Source organism: Halomonas sp. MMSF_3323 (genome assembly GCF_030733595.1).
GTDB lineage: Bacteria > Pseudomonadota > Gammaproteobacteria > Pseudomonadales > Halomonadaceae > Halomonas > Halomonas litopenaei.
This window is the reverse complement of the sequence record NZ_JASHIT010000053.1, coordinates 1-21,147: the sequence shown is the minus strand read 5'-3', so window position 1 is coordinate 21,147 and position 21,147 is coordinate 1. Positions and strand designations below refer to the sequence as shown.

At 56.9% G+C, this 21,147-nt stretch carries 18 protein-coding genes; all 18 read right to left on the bottom strand.

Translation table 11 applies throughout. From position 1 onward, the window contains the following. Positions 1–63 precede the first annotated feature (63 nt). Positions 64–1,551, bottom strand: a complete 1,488-nt coding sequence (locus RBB39_RS20720; RefSeq protein ID WP_083970635.1) for a DUF1254 domain-containing protein — start codon at positions 1,549–1,551, stop codon at positions 64–66. A gap of 580 nt (positions 1,552–2,131) precedes the next feature. After that, on the bottom strand, positions 2,132–2,740 hold the full coding sequence (locus RBB39_RS20715) for a TerD family protein (protein ID WP_045994733.1): 609 nt from the start codon (positions 2,738–2,740) through the stop codon (positions 2,132–2,134). A 99-nt stretch (positions 2,741–2,839) separates the two neighbouring features. Then, on the bottom strand, positions 2,840–3,574 hold the full coding sequence (locus tag RBB39_RS20710) for a hypothetical protein (RefSeq protein WP_052704520.1): 735 nt from the start codon (positions 3,572–3,574) through the stop codon (positions 2,840–2,842). An 11-nt stretch (positions 3,575–3,585) separates the two neighbouring features. Then, positions 3,586–4,473, bottom strand: a complete 888-nt coding sequence (locus tag RBB39_RS20705; RefSeq protein WP_045994734.1) for an aldolase/citrate lyase family protein — start codon at positions 4,471–4,473, stop codon at positions 3,586–3,588. Beyond that, positions 4,470–5,609, bottom strand: coding sequence for a cysteine protease StiP family protein (locus RBB39_RS20700; RefSeq protein ID WP_045994735.1), 1,140 nt, complete (start codon positions 5,607–5,609; stop codon positions 4,470–4,472). Before RBB39_RS20700 ends, RBB39_RS20705 begins: the two co-directional genes overlap by 4 nt. Beyond that, positions 5,606–6,361 (bottom strand): hypothetical protein, encoded by a 756-nt coding sequence (locus RBB39_RS20695; protein ID WP_045994736.1) that lies wholly within the window; start codon positions 6,359–6,361, stop codon positions 5,606–5,608. Before RBB39_RS20695 ends, RBB39_RS20700 begins: the two co-directional genes overlap by 4 nt. After that, complete coding sequence (locus RBB39_RS20690; RefSeq protein ID WP_083970636.1) at positions 6,358–7,551, bottom strand: phosphoribosyltransferase domain-containing protein; 1,194 nt, start codon at positions 7,549–7,551, stop codon at positions 6,358–6,360. The genes RBB39_RS20695 and RBB39_RS20690 overlap by 4 nt, the downstream gene beginning before the upstream one ends. 226 nt (positions 7,552–7,777) lie before the next feature. Beyond that, positions 7,778–8,356: a TerD family protein gene (locus RBB39_RS20685; protein WP_045994737.1), complete on the bottom strand. Its 579-nt coding sequence runs from the start codon at positions 8,354–8,356 to the stop codon at positions 7,778–7,780. Positions 8,357–8,407: 51 nt separating this feature from the next. Further along, on the bottom strand, positions 8,408–8,980 hold the full coding sequence (locus RBB39_RS20680; protein WP_290442791.1) for a TerD family protein: 573 nt from the start codon (positions 8,978–8,980) through the stop codon (positions 8,408–8,410). Between the two features lie 99 nt (positions 8,981–9,079). Then, the gene (locus RBB39_RS20675) at positions 9,080–10,078 is read right to left on the bottom strand and encodes a TerC/Alx family metal homeostasis membrane protein (protein ID WP_045994739.1); all 999 of its coding nucleotides are present in this window, start codon (positions 10,076–10,078) and stop codon (positions 9,080–9,082) included. Between the two features lie 15 nt (positions 10,079–10,093). Further along, on the bottom strand, positions 10,094–10,564 hold the full coding sequence (locus RBB39_RS20670) for a tellurite resistance TerB family protein (protein ID WP_306169372.1): 471 nt from the start codon (positions 10,562–10,564) through the stop codon (positions 10,094–10,096). A gap of 406 nt (positions 10,565–10,970) precedes the next feature. Then, a complete protein-coding gene (locus tag RBB39_RS20665; protein ID WP_124802626.1) occupies positions 10,971–12,476 on the bottom strand; it encodes a helix-hairpin-helix domain-containing protein in 1,506 nt (501 codons plus the stop codon). Beyond that, positions 12,469–14,073 carry a PP2C family serine/threonine-protein phosphatase gene (locus tag RBB39_RS20660; RefSeq protein WP_124802624.1) on the bottom strand — a complete coding sequence of 535 codons (1,605 nt, stop codon included), beginning with the start codon at positions 14,071–14,073 and terminating at the stop codon, positions 12,469–12,471. The genes RBB39_RS20665 and RBB39_RS20660 overlap by 8 nt, the downstream gene beginning before the upstream one ends. Beyond that, positions 14,070–15,131: a TerY-C metal binding domain-containing protein gene (locus tag RBB39_RS20655; protein ID WP_124802622.1), complete on the bottom strand. Its 1,062-nt coding sequence runs from the start codon at positions 15,129–15,131 to the stop codon at positions 14,070–14,072. The genes RBB39_RS20660 and RBB39_RS20655 overlap by 4 nt, the downstream gene beginning before the upstream one ends. A 10-nt stretch (positions 15,132–15,141) precedes the next feature. Continuing rightward, entirely contained in the window at positions 15,142–15,786 is a 645-nt protein-coding gene (locus tag RBB39_RS20650; RefSeq protein WP_124802620.1) for a VWA domain-containing protein, read from the bottom strand. Between the two features lie 1,050 nt (positions 15,787–16,836). Continuing rightward, positions 16,837–17,205: a hypothetical protein gene (locus tag RBB39_RS20645; RefSeq protein WP_124802618.1), complete on the bottom strand. Its 369-nt coding sequence runs from the start codon at positions 17,203–17,205 to the stop codon at positions 16,837–16,839. Positions 17,206–18,504: 1,299 nt separating this feature from the next. After that, positions 18,505–19,797 carry a HEPN/Toprim-associated domain-containing protein gene (locus RBB39_RS20640; RefSeq protein WP_124802616.1) on the bottom strand — a complete coding sequence of 431 codons (1,293 nt, stop codon included), beginning with the start codon at positions 19,795–19,797 and terminating at the stop codon, positions 18,505–18,507. A 149-nt stretch (positions 19,798–19,946) separates the two neighbouring features. Then, positions 19,947–20,615: a hypothetical protein gene (locus RBB39_RS20635; RefSeq protein WP_124802614.1), complete on the bottom strand. Its 669-nt coding sequence runs from the start codon at positions 20,613–20,615 to the stop codon at positions 19,947–19,949. Between the last annotated feature and the right edge of the window lie 532 nt (positions 20,616–21,147).

Here is a 21,147-nt window from a genome sequence, read left to right as displayed (position 1 = left end):
ATCGGCTCCCGCGGCGTGAAAAAGGGGCGACCCGCCGGCAAGGGCGGCGGGTCGAACAGGGGATTACTCGACGAGTTCAAAGTCCGGGAGTGAGAAGGACTTGTCGAAGAAGGCCTGGCCTGGTGCGTAGAGGCGGAAGTACACGAACCAGCCGTCATCCTCGACCGTCTTCATGTGGTTGCTTTCCAGGCCGTCCGGGGCATCCGGACCGATGTAGAGATCGATGGAGCCGTCTTCGTTGTACTGGAGCTGTTCCATGCGGCTGTCGAGGCTGACATCGGAAATCTCCGTTCCTCCGTTGTCATAGGGGCGGCGAGTGTCTTCGCTGTAGAGCGTCAGCGACCAGAACTGCTCCACCGGGACCTCCGCCGGGACATGCAGCACGTAGTTGCGATCGGCGCGCAGCATGTCGCCGTTGGCGTCACGCTTGGTGGTCATGTAGACCTGTCCCGCGCCGGGCGTCGGGTTGACCATGCCCTCGCTGGAGCCGACCGCCTCGTAGAACCAGGTCGCACGTTCGTCGATCTGCTGCAGCGTATCGGTGGCCTGGGCGACGACGAAGTCGAAGCTCTTGTACCAGGAGGTGCCCTCCCACCAGACATCCGCATAGCGCGGATTCACCTGCAGGTTGCGGGTCATCAGCTCACCCAGGGCCGCGCCCTGCAGCAGGATCTCTCGCTGGCGCTCGTCCGGTGCAAAGGCCTCGCCCTTGATGATGCCGAGCGGCGCGAGCATCGCCATCCACGCCTTGTCGATCTCGCGCACCGGCTCTTCGTCGATGATCGAGGCGAGCTTTGCCCAGTAGGCGAGGCCCCGTGGGGCGGTGGCGCTCCACTCGACGTCCTTGCCCTTGACGAAGGTGCTGGGCGAGGTGTCACCCACAGGCCCCATCTGGTATTGGGACACATAGGTGTCGTAGTAGGCCGGGTCGGGATCGAGGATACGGATGCCCACCAGCACGTTGTTCGTCTCGCTCTGGTAGACGTGGGCATCTTCCTCGCTGTAGTCGTCGGGATCGTCACCGGGGCCGACCACGATGTAGGTGGCGCCTTCGCCCTTGTCGGGGCCGGTCAGGCCGAGGTCGAATACCGGGCGCATCCACATGTCGAGCACCCCGCCGGCGGTCTGGCCGGGCGGGTAGTCGATCTGCACCGGTCCATCGGAAAGATCGGTGAAGTTGAAGATGTAGGGGGTCGTCAGGTTGGCGGTGACGATGCCGCGTTTTTCCTTGAGCGTCTCGAGGACGGCAAAGGCACCGGGTTCATCGGTACCGAAGGCTTCGCCCTGGTTGTCCCGCCAGGTCGTCGTGCTGACCAGCGGCGTCGACCAGATATAGGCCTGGGCGGCCCGTTGTACGTCCATGGTATCGAACAGTCGCTGCGACGCCTGTTCATCGAAGTAGCTGTCCTGCAGTTCGATCTCGCCGGCGGGCGTCTCGATCACCTCGTCGCCCTTGAGGGTTGCCTGATCGAGTGGAACGGCCGCCTGCGCAAGCCCCGAAGCGCAGAGCAGCGCCCCGGCGACGGTGGCCGTGGTCATGTGACGAAGCATCTTCCCGAACTCCCTTTCTGTTATCGATGGTGGTCTGAGCCGGGCGGAGTTCGCCTCCATCGCGCTAATCCGCGCCGTCGTGCTATCGATCCGGTCGTGCCTGGTTGCGTCCGAGTCTCGTGTGGGGGCCCTGCGCATCGACAGGACGCAACAAAGCCCGCCCGGCGCGGCGCCTGATTCGCCACCGCTCGAGAATCGTCTTCAAAATATTTCTGATTTAGAAAGCTGGCACAGAGCCCGAGATCCCGCCACTAAGCCACCTTCGGGCTGATGGTGATTCTGCATACTTTCTATGTGACAGGATCCAGGCTTGCCTGGTGTCGTTTCGAGTCGTAGCTGTCAGGGAGCGGACGAGGCATGGCTGGGGCAAACACCAGGGATGGCTGGCAGGAAGAGAGCCGTGGCCTGTTTGCGTCCGGGGGCACGCCGTTTATGGTGTTGGCAGACATGCCCAGGTCCGATGTTCCAGACGGATGATCCCAGGGGGAAGGTGGCTACTTGGCGGCGGGCATGAAATGAAGATGGGGATGGCTGTTGTCATGGTGAGCGGCCGCCAGGCGACCGCTCACACCCGATGGGGTCAGGCAAATTTCCGGGAGAAGGTGACGAGGGTGGACTTGAGGTCCCTGTCGTCCACCGCTTCACCGATCGAGCGGAACTTCCAGCTCTCACCGTGGCGGTAGACGCTGGCCATGATCATGCTGATCTTGCCCGAAAAGCTGGCGTCATTGGCGACATCGAAGGTGCCAAAGACCGAACCACTGCCGTCATGAATACGAATGTTGGCATAAGGGATGTCGGCGAAATCCTGCTTTCGAAATGAGTTCAGGACAAGGCCGAGTCTGGTGATGTTGGCAGGGATCCGATTGAGGTCGATAGAGATGACCTCGTTGTCGCGGCCGTCGTCACCGCCGATATCGCCGGTCAGGTCGTCACCGCTATGGTGGATGGCTCCACACCTGGATTTCAGCTGACCGAAATAGACGATATCGACGACCTCGCCTGACTCATCGAAAAGCCCTACCGAGGCGTCGAGGTCAACGTCTACATTCCTTGTTTTTTCGCCGCCAAAAAAGCCTTTGGTTGTCTTTTTGATGGCGCCCCAGTTTACACCGATTTCGATACGGGAAAGGGAGCTGCCATCCTTTTCAAGACTGATGCGCTGCCCCTTGGAGAGATTGATGCTCATATGAGATTTTCCTGGTGATGTCTATTTAGGCTCTTGCGAAACGATATCGGCCGGTTGAAATAGGCCGAGACAAGGACGAGAGGTGATGACGCTGCACCTTTAGCCGAAGAGCCCGAAGAGGCCTTTCTTTTGTAGCTTCGCCTGGTCGACATTGGCGAACGTCTTGGTGATGTTTCGCTGGCGGTTGTAAGAGGGGCCCTTTGACGCCTGCTTTCCCTTGAAGACCGCTGGGCCGTTGACATCAACATCGACTGAGCTTCCGTGCCAGGAAATCCAGGCGGTTTCTTCTTCACCTGGTCGTGAGGTCTTTCCAGATGGAGCGAGGATTACCTCGGACTCCGTGACGATGGCGTAGCCGATGACGTAGGTGTAGATGTTGGGGTTGGCTGCGCTTATATCCTTGGAGAAGTCGTAGGAGCAGACGACGACATCCGTGCCGCAGCTCATTTTCATTTGAGGCTTCAGCGATGCGACCGAGACGGCGCCGTTGCCAAGCGCCGAATAGACGCTGAACACCATGGCCACTGGCCCACCGGCCCTCCTGGCGATGTCCTTGGCTACCGTGATGACTTCCTCTCCCGGCATTTCCTGGCTGGCATTCTGAACATCGCCGTGGTGATGGGCATAAGGCGCCTGGTCGAGCGCGCAGCGGTACTCGGCATCGACCAGATACATCTGCCCGTCTGGAAAGAGAATCGAACAGCGAAGGTCCAGATCATCGTTGTCACTTGAGGCATCGCCGTTGTCTACCCACTGGGCCTTGACGACCAGGTCGGTGGTGCCCTTGGAGAGATCGATCGTGGCGGTTTCGTCGACTTTGTTGAGGTTGATCATCGTCAGCTTCCTTACTGTTGATGTTGATACTCGGCTTGCAGGGAATGGATTCGCTGCGCCCAGGAGCCATGGCAGGTCTGCTCGAGCATTTGCCCGTTGTCCTGGAAGACGGCGTCTCCACGTGTCAGGAGTTGGTTGGCCTGTTGGCGCTGTCGCTGGATGGCCTGCTTCAGGTGGGCCTCGATGACATCGATCTGCGATGGGTGGATGCAGGTCTTGGCGTAGAATCCCCAGGCGATGTCCTGAGCGACCTCACGGGCCAGTGTCTCCGGCTCGCCGATCAGGTCACAGACCGGCGCCGCTATCTCGTAGCCGGCCGGTCGGAACAGGGTCACGATGCGCTCCAGTGTCGAGCGTAGCGGTGTGTCGTAGATCGTCATGCCCGGTTCGCGCTTGATGCCGAGCGTGCCCAGAAGATCGTTGGCGCCGATGCGCAGTGTGATGACGGGATTGCGCAGTTCATCCAGAGACTCGCCGATGGCATCCGCCGTCGCATCGCGAAACAGCGCGGTTGTCTCAAGAGTGGGCATCAGTGGCAACTGTGGGGCGCTGTCGAGGACCGACTTCCAGCGCGCCGCGCTGTGGCTGTCGAACTTCGGCACCACGATACCGTCCAGGGCGTCCAGCGCTCCCGCTGACTCGACCAGTTGGCGTAGCACCAAAGGCGAGCGTGGCCTGACGAATCGCAGATGTCGGGTATCTCTCGGTGTGCTCTTGAGTGCCTTGATCAGGCGCTGCACGGCCCAGGCGACTGCATCGGGTGCCACCGCATCCTCGGTGCAGAAGATGATCGAGCGTGCCCCGTGGCAGCCGTGGGCAAGGATATGGTCGAGACGCGGATGGGTTGCCGGAACATACAGCGAGGCGCCCAGCGCGGCGTAGACTCGGGAGACGCTCATGGGCGTGCCTCGGCGGTCAGGGTCTTGATGATCGAGCAGGCGTGGAAGGGCATGTCCGGACGCTCCACAACCGCAACGGCCTTCTCACCAGCCAGCAGCAACAGGTGTTCCACATCAGGATGGCGCTTGTCTCGCACCAGCAGCAGGGCCGGTACGCGACGCAGCATGACGCGCGTGGCCTCGGCAATGCCGGGTTTGATGTGATTGATGTCACTGACCTGATAGTCCCGGGCCAGGGTATCCAGCATCGTCAGCATCGATTGCCGCTGGCGGGCACGCTCGGCGGTGGCGGTGGCGCGGGAAAGGGAGCTATCGAGGCCGGTGAAGTGCGTTGAAACCTGATCCAGAAAGGCATGAGAGCGGTCGTGTTCGGCCAGGTCATCATGGATCACGCAGCCGTGGAAGGCGCCGGCGGGCACCTGGTCATTGACCACCGAGCGGGAGACGAGACCCGAGACGGTCGCGTTGAGTACGCCGGAAGGAATGGCGTAGTCGTCGAAGGTGGCCGAGTAGTCGGCGGTGCCTCCGATGTCCGAGATGACGGCCAGGCGCACCGGGACCGGCGACTTGCCAGCCGCTTTGCGTTCAGCGTTGTAGCGCGCCAGACTGGCACGCAGCTCCCGCGTGATGACGCCTTTGGCGGTCCAGGCATCGATGAAGACCAGCCGCTCTGGTGCCAGGCCGACGGTGTCGAGAATATAGTCCAGTGCCTGGGTGTCGATGCCACGGTCGCGAATAATGGAAATACTGTAGTGCTCGCAGGGCTGTTGCCCCTGCCCCACCAGGGCGCGCCGAAGCAGTGCGCCCACCGGCGTCCCGGCCCGAGCGAGGCTGACCAGTCCGATCGGTGCCTGACTGTGGCCGATGTCGGCCAGCAGACGGCCAGCGAGCGAGCAGACTTCCTGGGCCAGACGCTGGGCGTAGCGGTCACTCAGGGCGTCGAAGAGACTCAGATACCGAGCGCTGGGCGCCGCCTCGCGATGGATCATCTCGCTGTAGTGGGCTTGTCCCGTCTGAATTCGCCTTTCCTTCTCCTCGATGGACAGAAATCGTGGGCTGATCGGGGTCAGCAGGAACTGGCAGTCGTCGGGACAGTAGGATCCGTGGATGGGAGTAAGGCCGATCATCGAGGTCATTGGGCAAACTCCTGCAATTGGCGCCAGATCTGGCTGTTGGTCGGCGCCACGGCCATGTCGCCAGTCCCCATGAAGTCGATGTCGGACAGGCTGTCACCGAAGGTGAGCACAGTGTCTTCAGGGTGGCGTTCCAGCAGCTGTTCGAGGACAAACCTGGCGGCGCTGGCCTTGCAGGTGTAGTGAGGGCGCAAGGCTGCATTGCGTGCGTTGGCGTGGAGTCTCAGTCCAAACCGAGCGGAGGCCTCGCGAAGCGCCGCGACAAGGCGCTCTGGCAGTTCAGCGCAAGACTTGACGGAGAGATAGACGGGAACATCGAGGTCATGCAGGACGCGCAGATGGATGTCTCCACCTGGCGCGAGTCTGGCGACGAGCGGTTCGAGATGATTTCTGGCCTGTTCAAGGGCCGTCTTGGCCTCATCCAGGTGAGGTGCCAGATGCTCTGCCCAGGCCGGGACGATAGTGCCATCCAGTGTCACCAGGGCACCGTGGCTAGCGATGGTGTAGCCGCCTCGCGCCAGCAATGTCACTCGTTCGACCGCGTAGCTGGTGCGGCCGGTCACCGGAATGATGATATCGGCGGTGCGTTCGATCAGCTTCCACAGCGCATTTTGCTGGGCTGTCTGGAAGCAGAGGGGGGCTCCCTGGCGATCGACTGCAGCAAGATGGAGTCGCTTGTCCTCGGTGGGCTCTGCGCGATGGGTGCTGAACCAGGTATCGTCGAGGTCGCTGAGAACGATCAGGCGGTTGGTCATGGACAGGCCTGTCGGCTGAAGGATTGGAGATGGTTGGCTTCCAGTTCACGGCTAAGGTCGATCCGTCCGATACCGTCAAAGGCCAGTGGCAGGTGTCGAGCCGGAGCGTTATAGAGGTAGTGCCTTTTGCCTCCGGCATCCGGCGCCGCGTGCTCGATCCGGGACGCCACCGCGTCGGCCACGGCAATGGGCGAACGTGTCGAGCTTTGAAACAGCACTTCTTGTCCACGCTGCTCCAGCTGAAGCGCCAGGCGAAAGGGGGCGTCAAGATATTCACCCATGCCGAACACCACGACAGGCACGTCGGGGGTGATATCGATAGCCTCTAGCAATGCCTGCGGGGGCTGCTGGCGAGAGCTCATGACCTTGCCGTAGAGGCCTTCGTTCTCGATCGGCAGCGGTCGATGTTGGCGATGCGCAATCGCCTGGGAGAAGTCAGTGTCAACGTCGTCGGGCAGGGATGGAGCAAAGTCAGGGCGGGGGTGGAACGTGAATTCTCCCGCCATCAACTGGACGAAGCGTACCTCCAGCATCTCAGGCAGTTGATCGAGAAGCGCCTGTCGAGCGGTCGGCGAAAGCCAGCTCACCAGAGAGACGATATGGAGCCGCTTCACCCGAGCAAGCTCGGGTTGAATCATCAGCGCCCTTGCCAACTGGGCCAGCGTTCTACCGGTCGTGATCTCATCGTCGACCAATACCAGATCCTGCACCTCGCTGACCGCAGCTTGAGCCTCCACGCCAAGCTTCGCCAGGTGCATGGTATCTGCATGGGAATGGGCCTCCCTGATACGGATCCAGGGCGTCGCGACGGTGAAACGTGTGGTGTGATGGAAGACGCTGTCGTCATGGGTAGCGGCGAGGTGACGGCTAACCCCGGCACCGAGGCCGATGGCGGTTTCCGCCATGCCTACGACATAGGCGGTCGACCCCAGCAGCTGGATCGCGGACGCCAATTCTGCGTGAATGCTATCCATCGCGCTCGGGCGGACGGGGACATGCTTGCCCAGAACCCTGGAGATAAACAGATAGCCACGGCGCGGATTGAGGCGCGAGCCGAAGGCCAGCAGTTCCTCCAGCCTCTCTCCCTGCTCGTGGAGGGTCAGCTCGAGAGTGCCGGCACAGATGGTGGCACTATGCTGCGTGATAGGCACGGAATCCCCTATCGTTGGTGCAAGCGAGGGTAAGCCCATGAAGACGGGATCTGGCGCTTTCCTGGACGCTTGATGGATGAAGGTGGGGCGAAAAGCCCCACCGTAGCTGCTCAGTTTCGGGCTTTGGCTGGGGGCCAAACGTCTGCAAGCAATGAAGCGACAATGAGAAGATCGGCAGCTAGCCTGAGTTCACCAGATGCAAGAGCACCTATTGAGCCGATCCATCATGTCGTAATGCCCGATGCAGACTCATGGCCGCCAAGCCTCAGGCAGCGTTGAGGCCATACTTGCTGACAAGGTCAGCCAGACCGCCGTCGAAGCCCTGGCCAATGGCGCGGAACTTCCACTCTTCGCCGTGACGATACAGTTCACAGAAGATCATGGCGTCTTCGGTGCTGTAATCCTCTGACAAGTCGTAACGAGCCACTTCCTGGTTGTTTTCCGCGTTCACCACCCGGGCAAAGGCATTCTCCACCTGTCCAAAACTCTGCCCACGGCTCTTTGACTCATGGATGGTGACGGTGATAGCAATGCGATCAATGTCGCGAGGGACAAGAGGCAGGTCGATGACGATGGTTTCATCGTCGCCTTCACCGTCGCCTGTGGTGTTGTCTCCAGTGTGTTCGACAGACCCGTCAGCAGATTTGAGGTTGTTGTAGAAGATGAAATCTTTCTCGTTACGGCATTTTCCGTTTTTATCAACCAGGAACACGCTGGCATCCAGGTCGAAGTCATGCCCGGTAGTGATGCGAGCATCCCAGCCAAGGCCAACCCGAATTTTCTTGATGCCAGGCGCTTCCTTGGTCAACGAGATGTTGGCGCCTTTGGAAAGTGAGATTGCCATGATGACCTCCGTTAGTGGCTTTCGCTCTTTTGTCGGCTAGTGGAAGAGGTGTTACTGAAGTCCGTATTCCTTGAGGAATGCAGCCAGTCCTCCTGCGAAGCCATCTCCCTTTGCCGCGAAGCGCCAGTCACCATCTTTCTTGTAAAGCTCGCCGAAGATGACAGCCGTCTCGGTAGAGTAGTCTTCGGAAAGGTCATACCGTGCGATGACATCCTCACTGCCATCCTGAAGGATGCGGACATAGGCGTTGCTGACCATGCCGAAGTTCTGTCCACGACTTTCGGCTTCATGGATGGTTACCAGAAGAATGATTTTTTCGATGTTGCTATCTATGGCAGTGGTATCGACAATAATGCTTTCATCATCACCGTCTCCTTCCCCGGTAAGGTTGTCCCCAGAGGATGCGACACCGCCACACGGTGATGTTTGCTGTCCATAGAACACCAGTGACTTCGGCCCGCCGACCGGTTTCTCGCTGGCGTCCAGTAGCAGGGCCGAGGCATCCAGGTCAAAGTCGGTACCATCGGTCTTGCGCGCGTCCCACCCCATGCCGAGAATAAACTTGGTGGCGCCGGGGGCTTCTTTTGACAGGTTGATGCGGCTACCTTTACTCAGATCAATCATGATTTGCCTTCTCCTTGGCTGGTGGCAGCGCTCAGTAAAGAGGCGCTGGAAAGTCTTGAGTGGCTTTCCAGTGCCCCCTCAATGGAGGCATCGGCTGACTTATGGATCAGAGGCATGTTGTTCCTTCTCGGGAAATAGAAGGCTTGCAACCACGCCAAGCGCAATAAGGCCAAGCACCACGATAAGACTTACCTCATGATGGATGTGATACAGACCCAAGGCGGAGCTGCCGAGCTTGATAGCGATGAATACCAGCACGAGTGCGACGGCCTTCTCCAGGTGGATCAGGTACTTCGCTGCAGCTGCCAGCATGAAGTAAAGGTTCCTGAGTCCGAGTATGGCGAAGATGACAGCCGAATAGACCAGGAATGGCTCCTTCGTTACTGCGATAATCGCCGGGACGCTATCGAAGCTGAAGATGATGTCCGAGACTTCGATGCAAAGAAGACACAGTAATAAAGGTGTCGCATATAAGGGTGCGCTTCTAGGAAGTGAAAACCCTTCCTTTTTAGCAACGTCATCGGCTATTGAGCGTTTCACAAGGAACTTGTTTTCCACCAGGCGGGGCAAGACGGGCAGCAGCTTCTTGGTCAACCGCACCGACCAGTGGTTTGAATAGTCGACGGTTTCATCGTTATCCTCGCTGCCGTTGAACATCTTGATGCCCGTCCACAGGACGATGGCGGCGAACAATAGTTCGATCCAGTGGGAGAGTCCAAAGACAGCGGTGCCGGCCGCAACAAAGGCGGCACGAAATACCAGCGCACCAACGATGCCGTAGTAGAGGATACGGTGCTGCAAGATCCCCTTGATGCCGAAGCTGGAAAAGATGGCAACGAACACCATCATATTGTCTATCGACAGCGCTTTCTCGAGCACGTATCCCGACAGGAAGAGGCTGGCAAACTCTTCGGAGTATCTAAAATGAAGATAGCCGTAGAACGCTAACGCCAGGGATATCCAGAAGACGGACCAGGCGGTCGCATTCTTCAAGGTGACCTCTTCGCTGTTTCGGTGAGAAAAAAGATCTAGCCATACCGAAGAGACGACGGTTACCCCCAGAATTACTACGGCCTCGGAGGGGAATCCAAAATCCATGGGGACATTCCTTTATCAAGAGGGCGGGTCAAACTCTGACGGGGAGAGTCCCAACTCCTTGGCGATCTGTGATGCCTTGGCCTTCTCTTGGTCATCGAAGTTGCCGTCGGCCCCGCCAATAGCGATAGCCAGGCGAAGCACCATTCGTGCTTGTGCATCATTTTTCTTTATCTTTCCAATGATTTGCATTGAGGTTATGCTCGCGATATCGACGTCGGTGCCAGGGTTGTCCGGGTCAAGGCGATCCAGATGCTTCTTGAAACATTTTCCTACCTCAATCGGATCGAAGATCTGAAGGGCTTCCAGGTTTTTGACAAAGTTGAACGCCTTTTCCTTCTCTTCCCGAGTGATGCTTCCGTCGGCAACGGTAATCATCGCACTTGCGGCCATTGCCGATTCGAGAAAATCAGCATTGCGATATTTTTTTGCATTTGTTGCAAGGTCGTTTAACCCTTTCTTGGTCTTTTCAAGGAAGCTGCTCAGCATGTTTGTCTCCGTTTTTTTCGTGGTTTTTTATTCCTGTCTCAGCGTATCCCATCGTGACTTTTATCGATAAGTGTCGACTAATCTATTTCGGTAGGTCGGTGACAAGGAATGATCGAGATCATTTTTTACAGGGAGGGTAAAGTTTGTGGACTGGGCATAATCTGGTGAAAAGGGGCTGGGTGACGACGCCATGCTCGGATCACTGTGAAGGGGAGTTCTGGTGACCGTTTCTGGATATCGTCATCTGTCGAGTGGCAACACGGTGTCAAACGACGACGCCAATAGCGTCAGCCACACTGATCGCGGCGTTTCATCTGGCCCCCGGCGGCCCCTTGGCGACGGGGCCGGTGTAGACAAGGGGGCGTGCCGTTGGCGGGGAGGTCTGAGGCGGCGGTGAAGGAAAGCCCTAGTCGCTGCCGCCCTCGACCATTTGCAGCAGCAACAGACGCTGCCCAGGCCGTGTACCGGCAAGAAGCTTGAGATTGGCACGCAGTTCGACTCTGGCGCCGACAGGACAAGGGGCGTCGGTATCGGCATTTTTCAACTCGGGCATGCCCTCGTTCACCAGAAACCAGCGTCCCTGGTGCTGCACGAAGTAGCCGACCCGTCGCCTGTGAGCCGCAGGCAGGCGTTCATTCGGGGTGATGGTGCGGTCGATGTGCCAGGGAAAGAGGCTCAGGTTGGAGTACACCATCAGGCGATGGTTGTCCGGTCGATATTTTTCGCCACGCTTCGAGTACAGATTGATGATCGGCAATTGGCCCGTGTAGTGCGTGCCACAGAACGGGCAGCGTGGTGCCGTGGCATTGTCGAAGACAAACCAGCCCTGCTCACAGGCGCTGTTGTGGCAGGGCTGTATCAGGTCGACGGTGCGTACCAGCGCCGACTCCCACTCGTCCGCGCTGGGCCGCATCGCCGGGTTGTGCAGTCCGTCGATGAAGGCTCTGTCGAAAAGCACCTTGAGGTAGGGGCCGGTGGCGGTGTAGGGGAGGCTGTCGGGGTCCACCCAGGGCAGTTCCGTGGGTCTTGCCCCATCGACGCTGAGGCGGTTGGAGCTATCCACAGGGTGCTCGATGAACACGGCCTTTTCCCCCATGGCCAGCCGCTCGTCCTCGACCGGGTCCTTGGCGTGGATCTTCTTTCCACGCAGAGGGTGACGCAGCAGCAGCAAGCTATAGATCATCACGGCCAGTGCGTGGCTATCGGTGCTGATGCTGGGCAGCACGCGGCGAGGGTCATCCCGCGGCAGGCAGCTGCTCATCACGACCTCTGGCGCGATGAAGTCGGGTGTGCCGACCACCTCCGGTGGAAACCGAGCGGGGACTACCAGGCCATCGACATCGATGATGCAGACCCGGCCGCTGGTGGGGGCCAGCAGTACGTTCTTGTAGCTGAGGTCGGAGTGGGCGAGGCCCGCTGCGTGCAGGCGTCGCAGAGCGCGTGCCAGTTTCAGGCAGAGCTGCAGGTAGCCAAGCCAGTTGCCGCGCTCTCTGGCATCCAGAAACTTGAACTGATGGTGAGGAGAGGCAAACCATTTGCCTTGCTTGTCCTTGCCTCGAATCTTGAGCATGTCGTTGTTGAACGAACCATGCTTGAAGAAAAAGTGGTCGTGGTAGAACGGGGCCACGACACCGATGCGCCCGCCATGCTGGACCGTTGTGGTGGGCCAGCAGAACAGTTGTTTCCAGTAGTCCCCGGCCTCGCCTTCGAATATCCGCTCGCGGTAGGGGCCGGTGATCATGTCGAGCCGCTCGATGGCATGCACGTCCGGTGCCTTGCGGTAGAAGGCCACGACATAGTCCCTTTCCGGGCTTGCGTAGACATCCTTCATGCCGCCACTGGCGATGATTCTGTCACGGAACTTGATCGTCTCGCCGTTGGCGGCCGTCAGCGTGGTGATGGCATCAGTCATGCTGTCCCCCACCGACGGTTGATGCCGCTTCGGCGTCGGTGACGCCACCGCGACGATGCAGCAGCGCGATCGTGCGGTCATCGTGGTGCCGCTCGACGAAGAAATCGAGATACTCCAGTAGCGGATCCATGGTCTCCGTCGTTGACGGGGCCACCAGGTGCGGTCTGATGTCCTCGAACAACGACCACCAGAGGGGGCCATTGTGCAGATCGTTGTCGGAGTCGAACTTCGGGTCTGTGACCCCATCGGTGGCCAGCACGAGCGCCTCCAGGTCAGGCAGCACCTGAACGTGAATACGCCGGTACAGATCATCGACCTCCTGGAACAGAGCCCTGTCGAGGAACCGTGTCTGGCCAGCGTGGTCACCGCAATCGGGCGTATTCATCAGACGGACGTCATCTGGCGTCGTCAGCGCTGCGACCGCGCCATCGCCGATGCCGAAGCTGATGATCAGGTGACCGTCTTCGGTCGCTTTATGGACCGCCAGCAGCAGGGTCGTGGCGAAGGCCTTGACGGGGTGGCCGGAGGCCTCGGCTTCCTCGACGATGGCCTGGTAGCCGGCATGAATCGAGGAAACGACGGTACTGCTCAGCGCTGTGATTGCTGTCTGGGGTAGTGTCGATCGATCCGTCGACCTCCACCATTCGGTCAGCGCCTTTTCCAGGGCGCCACCTTCTCGGTTCAGTGATTCGCCAAGGACCTCAAGGGTACGGGTGGTGGCCAGCCGGCTGCCTTCCCGCGAAAAGTGACAGGAGCCTGCTCCGTCACCGATGACCAGCAGGTCCCAGCCGCCTTCATGGTGGGTGATGACGCCATGATCATCGCGGTGACTGCCACGGTGGGCGTGTGATCGTCCTCGTTGTGACCCCACCGTCAACTGCCAGCCTGGGTGGGACGCGCATCGATCGATGTCGCTTTCGGGTTTCGCGTAGGGTGCGGTCTGATCGGCAGGCATGTTCTGCCAAAGATCACGCGAATTGGGGATGACGGCAAATTTCAGGACAGCATCCACCAGCGGTTGGCCATCATGGCCCACGCCGCGTACCCGTAGGCGATGAGAGCCTGTGCTGGAGGGGTATCCGCTGAGGCATGCAGGAGGCTCGAGCACCAGGCCGATATCGTCCCCCTCCATCATGGTTACTTCGGCACATGCTTGCAGGCCGGAACACAGGCGGGTCAGGTCTGCCCGGTAAAGCTGACCCAGGCGCCCGTTGGGTATGCTCAGCGTCAGCGTGGTGATGGCTGGCTCATGGCCAGGGAGTGGCGTCATGCTCGTCGGGAGTTCTTCGCTCGCCTGTGGTGTATTCGATGGACGGCTAGTGTCGACGGGCTCATGGGGAGCGCTGCCAGCCTCCTTGTCGGGTACCGCCGGGTCCTGCGGCAAGGAAGTCCGAACGTCTGCTGACTGGGCTTCGCCATAGGCGCGCATGGCCTCGCCGAGGTCTTGCCTGAAGCGCTTGATCAGGTGCTGGATCGTCGGCGATTCGGCGAGTCGATCCAGTTGCGAGGGATGTCTGGGCCGAACATTCGGGTCCGGGTACAGGGTGGCGAGGATGATGCGAGCGTTGTGTCGCGGGGTATCGTATTTCACGTTCATCCAAGCCCCCGGGTCATATCAAAGCCGGCTCCATGGCTTTCGGCAACGAACTCGACCGACTGGTCGCACCAGGGACATTGCTGGACGCCGGGACCGTTGCAGCACATCAATTTTCCACAGCTGCACTTGGCGAGGGTGGTGCGGGCACCGCAATGGGGGCAGGGGGGAACGCCCTCGATCTGGCTTGTGGAAAGCGCCGCGTGAAGAGGCACGATAGATGACCACTCGAAGTAGCTTTCATCCAGTGGGTAGCATCCTTCGAGACCGTAGAAGTGGTCCCAGTCACCCGTGCTGAACGCACCGGGGACGGCCACACTGGCGTACTTGAGCAGATAGGGGCGAGATGTTCGATGGCATCGACCGGTGAACACCGCTACCCGTTCATCCATCGGTGCCCAGGATGAGACGTCCGATTGCTTGATCAGGTTGATTCCCGCTTCTTCTGCCTTGGCGATCGACAGACGCGACGAAGTCCCCTCTGCGATATCGATGGCCTGGCTCTGGGCGGCCACGGAGGCGGTGACCCATTTTGCGAACCGTCCCAGTGCCTCGGCGCTGGCGGATTCCATGGCGACCACGTCATCGGTGAGGCGCTTGAGTAGCGCCAGGTCCGCCGCCGGACCCAGGGTCACGGCAATCAGGTGGGCGCGGCTGGCGAAATGGCGTTGCCAGCGTGCTATCGCGTGATCGGTGTTGTCGGTAGGACGGCCGTCGGTCAACAGGTAGACGATGGGCTCCCAGTCCCCGCGCTGATCGGCGGTCGTCTTCTTGACGTCGACTTCGATGCGGGTCATCAGCTCGTCGAGGGCCGCCCCTAGCGCTGTTCCGCCGCCAAGCGGCAGTCGTGGCGGGTAGAACGTCATCAGTTCGACCATCGGCACGATCAGCTGGGCCTTGCCGGCGAAGGCGATGACCGACAGGTGAACCGACTCCAGGGCGTGGGGATCCTGGCGCAGCGAGTCGACGATGGACTCCATCGTGTGTCCGAGTTCGGCCAGGGGGTCACCCGCCATGGATTCGGAGACATCGAGAACAAGATAGATCGGTAGACGACGCATCGGCGATTCCTCAGATCACGACCTGGACTTCATCGGGCGGCGGGGGCAGGTCGATGTCCTGGTCATCGTCCTGCTGTTGGCCGGATGCGGAAGCCGCGATCGAAGCCGACACCCACTGGAAGTAGTTGGCGAAGCTGGAACTGTCCATGTGCTCCAGCGATACCGTCTGGGTAGCGAAGCGTTTCAGCTCCTGCGTCCTGGCCTTTGGCCCGGCGGCGCAGGCGATGATCTGGGCGAACTCCACGCCCTTGAGGCGCTCGACGGCACTGTTGAAATCCATGAGATCGGACGGTGAGCCATCGGTCATGACGAACATCATCGGGCGAAAGTCGCCCTTCTGGTGGTCTGTCGAGGTACGGACATCCCTGGCGATTCGATCGCAGACGAAGTGGAGACCTTCTCCCAGGTGCGTCGCCCCCGAGCGAGGCAGTTCGATATCATCGATGTGCGCCGTTTCCAGGGCCTGCAGGGGGACCAGTTCCTTCACCTGGTTGTCGAAGGTAATGATCGAGATATGTACCGTTTCGAGGGCATAGGGATCTTGGCGCAGGGCGGACAGCATGGCGCTGATGCCGACGTTCACGGATTCAATGGGTTCACCGCGCATCGAGCCTGAAGAGTCGATGAGCAGATAGATGGGGAGTCGACGATCCATGTGAGTCCTCTTGTGATGGGGGCATGTCTTGGCGATATCGGTGATCTGGCTCTCGTCAGGGGCGGGGAAGCGGGGTCGGGTATCGAGACCAAACCCCGGGACAGGCATCGATGCCCACCCGCACAGGTCGCAGATATCAGCGGCTTCGAGAACGTCGAAGCAAGCGACCTGAACAGGCGGGTGTGGCGCGCTTTCCCGTGTCCTCGCCGCCGACGTGGAGACGAGCTCCCGGCCCGGTTCTCTAGCAATTATTAGGTTTGTCTGATGCTGACAAGCCGGTGCAACCCGGAACCTGACCTGGGTCCTGGGTTGGGCGAGTCGAATGCTCGATGGAAGCTAGGCGCTGTCCGAAAAGTCGACGAGCGAAGGTTAGACAAGGCAAAAATCGGTGAGAAAGCGCAGTTTACGGGGTGTAAATGAGCATTTTGATCCGATTTTTAACGCCGTATTACCGAGCGCAGGCACTTTTCAGACAAGCCCTAGAAGGAAGGCTCGCCAAGGTAAGTAGACGGTGCATGGCACGTCACTCGTCGTGGGCGAAGGTGGGGTGACCTTCCCCCTGATCCAGGTCCACCCCCGTTTCATGCGTCATCGACATAGGCCCGGGACAGCAATTGCGTCAGGAGGCCCACTGGCATCGATAAAAAGAAGACGACAGGCTGAGGGTATCGTGATGTCGGCCTGGTCGAGGGAGCGGGCCTGGAAAAGCGGGATAGAGGCGGATGCGGTCGGAGAACGCCGGCCCTGGCAGTGGAGGAGCGAAGCGAGCAGATTGGGGCCAGCGAGACGGTGGCAGGGCGCCGATGGCGCCCTCTGCAGGATTCGATAATAAGTAGCAACATGTTGATTTGTATATATTTTTTCGGAATAGAAAAATATGTTTATACCAGTGGCTATACCATCACATTCCCAATAAGCCGCTATATGCCACTGTCCACACAGAGAGGAATGTATGATGTCACCTCCCGGCCAAGAGCAGCCATTCAGCACAACCTGATATAATCTATAGATGTCATCATAAGTTGCGTATTACAGCAATATCCATATTATCTAATCCTCGTATCCGAGCAGGCGCCTTTCATTTGCCTGCCTCTTCCTCCAAGCTTGTTCAGTTCTAGATTCTCCTTTTCTTCCAAACGCCACTTTAATTGAAACCCAAACAAATAAAATTACACAAAAACCGGCCAGCAATCCTCCGATCAAACCAAGCGGAGTAAGTGAAGCAAATGGCTTACCAAGTGTATCAATTGAAATATTAAATAACCAAAATGAAAAACATGAAGTCCCAACTGCCACAGAAAAACGAAGCCCCCGAATAATAAATCGCTCTACCAGTGCAGCCGCTCTACACCACATCGGTGGCTGCAAGCTAGCTATCCTTCGAAGTTCATCTGACCTCGCATCTGTACCTTTAGCCACGCCCAAATCCTCTATTTCACAAAACCTATAACTTGTATTGCGCAGGATAATAATTGTGCCGCCTTTTAAATAAATATTTTATGAGCACAGATCATCATGTGCAATATTATTAACCACCTAACCATTCATAAGTTATTTTTAGAATATGCAGCAAAAAACTATTAGTTATATAAATGGATGAGCATGACGATGTTTGAACGGCTTTTCGCAACCTCAAGTAGCCAAATCAGCAACATCAGCATAGACTTAATGCCGAATTTCGGAAAGAAGCAGACGATCAGGCACTTCTGATTTTACTCACGTATAAGTAAGCGAGACGTCAAGAGTGTATTTTTTTGATAAATTATTAACTTCACCTCCCAAATTTAATCTCTAATTCAAGATTTGAAAGTCCTAGCGCACCGCCCCCAATGCTACCCTTTAAGATCCAGCCTGTAGGCGTTAACAAAGTAGAGAGTATTGTTAAAATTTTTCCTGAAATCCCTTTTAGGTTTGGTATCAAAGTGCCTTGTATCCAGTTAGAAACTGTACTCGATGCTTGAGACAACGCAGCACTGGGCGTGTACCCAAGTAGCGCAGAGGTAGCTGCCTCGGCCGACTGGATTTGTAAAGATAAAAACAAGCCATCATTTTGATCAAATTGTCTTGTTTTAGAATCACGGCATCGCTTGACTATGCTGAAAGTGAATCTTCAAGGAGTTTCACTTGGTCATCAAACCAGTTGTCAGAATGCCGTAAGGCTCCTATTTCTGGATGATTGTCGACCATAGCTACAGTCTTATTCGCGAAGTTCTCTAAGTCATCTAACATCGCACCACCCTCCCTTTGTTTAAATATATACAGATACTCAATAGGAATTAAACTGCACGATCACATGTTGACCTAGCACATGCTCGTCCATGAATTTTATTCGGCGGGCCTGCTGCCACCTAGCCAAATGGGGCATTAAAGCATTATAGCTTGGCCACATAACACCAATTATCGCGTGTGCCGAATAATACTGGAGCCCGTGCGTTGCATTTTCCTCAATGACCATTTCGGGTTGTCAGGTGCCGTACAAGCCTCCTTCAGCATAGCCTGAAGTTCAGCTTTCGGCCATGAGCGGTCAATGAGATTTTTCTGATGTATAACGCCCGGCTTGCCAGCGGACAAGCCGGAGAGGTTTTTGTGTAATAATGAGCGTTAGCGAGTACACAAAAACCACGTAGGATTGGGAGTGGGGAAACTCCAGAGTCTGCGTGGAGCCGTTTGTTAGGTAATAAGTTCGGATGTGCGAGTGGAAAAAGCAAAGGCAGACCCTTAAATCACCGGACTTACCAACGCTGCCTGCTGAGTTATCGAATCCATCAATTTTAATAACTTAGAGATATCGTAATTACCGTTTCTCAGCTGATCGTCGGTCTGCTCATGGAAATGTTTTGAATAAGACTCTTTAAAATCTAGCACTCCATGCCATGCGGCGATATCTTTTTTGAAGTTACTCCAGGTGACCTGGGCGGAGGGGTATTGATCTAAACGAAGATCAAGATAGCACTCAATCGCGGCGGCCCGTCCATTGATATCAGAAATACTTAGGCCTTCAGGCCCGAGAGTTGCAAACTCCCTGAGCTCCTCAAGATCAGGTAAAAGCATCGCCCTCATGTTGGCAGGAGGGTTTAACTTTTCAAGCTTTCGAAAAGCATCAACGCCCTCTGCGTCGTTGTCAAAAACGAATAAGACCTGATTGAGAACCTCAATTCGTAAAAGCCCCTCTGCGAATTTTACGAGATTGCCGGTTCCCCAGAAAGGATGGCGCTCATCGATATCCACGAAATTGAAAAAATCTGCCACGTCCGGACGTAGAACATCGAGTGACCGTCGAATGATGCGTGCGTCTGATGTACCCTCGGTTGCAATCAGAACTTTTTGCTTTTGCAGCGCACCTGGACGGAATGCTTCACGTTGAACCCAGCCAGCATGGACAATAGGGCCAAACTCCCATGTAACCTCAACCTCAGCATTCGCGGTATTTAGGGCAAAGACCTGAAGCATTGATTCCGCACTGAGAATGCAAACTCTGGCTGAAAAGAAGCTGGCTTCCGACCAATAAGAATCAGAGATTCCAGACCAAGGAATTCGCTCAAATACGTCGACATCAGCGGCAAAACGTCCTTGAGAAATTGTGTCTCGATCTGGAGTATCGTACTCAATATAGTCGCTTTTCAAATCGCCCAGCGGATAGCGACATGCCAAATTGCAGAATTCTTCAAACGTGAGACATTCTTTCTTCGACTCCTCTACATTTATATAGCTTGAAATTTCTTCTGCTTCTGCGACCAGCATCTGATACTCAGCGCGCGCAGTTTCAAGAGTGAAGCCAAGTATATCAAGACGAGGTAAGATACGGGAAAGCTTCCTTGCAAAAAGTTCCTCAGCCTCGGCAAGCTCCTCTTTTTCTTCGGGACACTTTTCACAATAATCGTAATTTATTGCGTCCGTCCTTCGGCGGAAAAGATCACCTTCCTGAAACAAGAATCCATAATCTTCTCCCTTAAAATTCTTGGAATATGAAAGGGATACTTTACCAACACAGAGCTCTATAGAAGTTCCCATCTGTTATACCAACCTGCCAAATATTTAAATCTTGCAGTCCATGTTCTCTATATCTCGCATGCCTAACGATCGGGCTCAGCGGCCCGCGACGGCAAGTGCAGCGCCGCCGTTGCGGATCCGCTGCAGCCCGTGGTTCGGCATCTCCTGGGTCATTCGCTCCAGCCAGCGATTGCACCACCAATGGCGGCGGATCCCGCGGCGACAGGTGCCGTGATACCTGCCGAAATGGCTGCACCACCTACATCTACTGCAATCAAGGTCACTCCGCCAATCCTGAACGACCACTTTCTTACTGTTGCCCATCGTGTCGCGCTGTCCTCTTCACTCTGCAACCTACGAGCCCCCTGGCAGACTTCTGCTTGTAGGTTCGAGATTATTTCGAGAAGGTATTCTGGCGTGACATCAGCATCAATACTGTTTCGAAACATGCTCGCACTCCATAGAATCTCTTTGGCTGTACGTTCCTCAACTCCAGCTTCTCGAAGTGCGTGCTCCTCGATGCGCATGAAGGACGAGATAAAGATATCAAGTTCACGCTTGAGTTGATCTCGCTCTTCGCGTGAGGCAGGAGCTTGGTCGTCTAATTGAGACAGGTCTTCGTAGAATTGCCCATCTTCAAGAAGCATAGAAAGCGCATTGCAGGCTTGAGCCGTCACGCGCAGTAAGGCCTCCCGGTCCGGAGCCACAGACTGACCAACGATCCTACTCATTTCATTTGTGGCATTTACCAAGTAGCGATACCTGTCTGAACTCTGCCCCCACGTAATTGAAGAAGTGGTGAGCAGCACAACAAATATCGGAATTAGCATTCTCTTCATTGTGACACCTCTTTGTAATGGCTGAAACAATGACTGCTTGTACCGAGTGGTAAAGCCGAACAGTTGCATTATACTGCATGCTTGATATTCCACTTGAACGCGCACGCGTGTTCAACGATGTTACGCTGCGCGCTCAATCTCATCTCATCCTATTGAAAATCCTAGAAATTAAGTATAGCTCGGCAGTATAGCGCCAATCATCGTGCATACTGCATATCCCCAATGAACGTGCCTGCTGCCTTTGCCAACATGTCGGCTTTGGGTCGCAAGCTGCCTCAGGACCAGATAGGCCCTCCTAAGATCTTGCTTGTTTCGAACTTGGCATAGATTCATCCATTTCTCCACATACGCTACTCCAACGCCTTGCACGCTCAGCATAAATTCGCATGATTTCGCATGAGTCCTGGCGACCCCCTATCACCGGCAGAGCCCCGCAGTGTCGCGTCTCCGACCTTAGCGCACGAGTGCATCAAAACCGACAGGTATAGCGCGCAGGCGGGGATGGGTGTTGACAGCGCGCCAGGGGGGCGGA

Excerpts from the sequence above, each read along its gene's own strand:
- RBB39_RS20720 (WP_083970635.1), bottom strand. The coding sequence starts at position 1,551 with ATGCTTCGTCACATGACCACGGCCACCGTCGCCGGGGCGCTGCTCTGC.
- RBB39_RS20715 (WP_045994733.1), bottom strand. The coding sequence starts at position 2,740 with ATGAGCATCAATCTCTCCAAGGGGCAGCGCATCAGTCTTGAAAAGGAT.
- RBB39_RS20710 (WP_052704520.1), bottom strand. The coding sequence starts at position 3,574 with ATGATCAACCTCAACAAAGTCGACGAAACCGCCACGATCGATCTCTCC.
- RBB39_RS20705 (WP_045994734.1), bottom strand. The coding sequence starts at position 4,473 with ATGAGCGTCTCCCGAGTCTACGCCGCGCTGGGCGCCTCGCTGTATGTT.
- RBB39_RS20700 (WP_045994735.1), bottom strand. The coding sequence starts at position 5,609 with ATGACCTCGATGATCGGCCTTACTCCCATCCACGGATCCTACTGTCCC.
- RBB39_RS20695 (WP_045994736.1), bottom strand. The coding sequence starts at position 6,361 with ATGACCAACCGCCTGATCGTTCTCAGCGACCTCGACGATACCTGGTTC.
- RBB39_RS20690 (WP_083970636.1), bottom strand. The coding sequence starts at position 7,551 with ATGGGCTTACCCTCGCTTGCACCAACGATAGGGGATTCCGTGCCTATC.
- RBB39_RS20685 (WP_045994737.1), bottom strand. The coding sequence starts at position 8,356 with ATGGCAATCTCACTTTCCAAAGGCGCCAACATCTCGTTGACCAAGGAA.
- RBB39_RS20680 (WP_290442791.1), bottom strand. The coding sequence starts at position 8,980 with ATGATTGATCTGAGTAAAGGTAGCCGCATCAACCTGTCAAAAGAAGCC.
- RBB39_RS20675 (WP_045994739.1), bottom strand. The coding sequence starts at position 10,078 with ATGGATTTTGGATTCCCCTCCGAGGCCGTAGTAATTCTGGGGGTAACC.
- RBB39_RS20670 (WP_306169372.1), bottom strand. The coding sequence starts at position 10,564 with ATGCTGAGCAGCTTCCTTGAAAAGACCAAGAAAGGGTTAAACGACCTT.
- RBB39_RS20665 (WP_124802626.1), bottom strand. The coding sequence starts at position 12,476 with ATGACTGATGCCATCACCACGCTGACGGCCGCCAACGGCGAGACGATC.
- RBB39_RS20660 (WP_124802624.1), bottom strand. The coding sequence starts at position 14,073 with ATGAACGTGAAATACGATACCCCGCGACACAACGCTCGCATCATCCTC.
- RBB39_RS20655 (WP_124802622.1), bottom strand. The coding sequence starts at position 15,131 with ATGCGTCGTCTACCGATCTATCTTGTTCTCGATGTCTCCGAATCCATG.
- RBB39_RS20650 (WP_124802620.1), bottom strand. The coding sequence starts at position 15,786 with ATGGATCGTCGACTCCCCATCTATCTGCTCATCGACTCTTCAGGCTCG.
- RBB39_RS20640 (WP_124802616.1), bottom strand. The coding sequence starts at position 19,797 with ATGGGAACTTCTATAGAGCTCTGTGTTGGTAAAGTATCCCTTTCATAT.
- RBB39_RS20635 (WP_124802614.1), bottom strand. The coding sequence starts at position 20,615 with ATGAAGAGAATGCTAATTCCGATATTTGTTGTGCTGCTCACCACTTCT.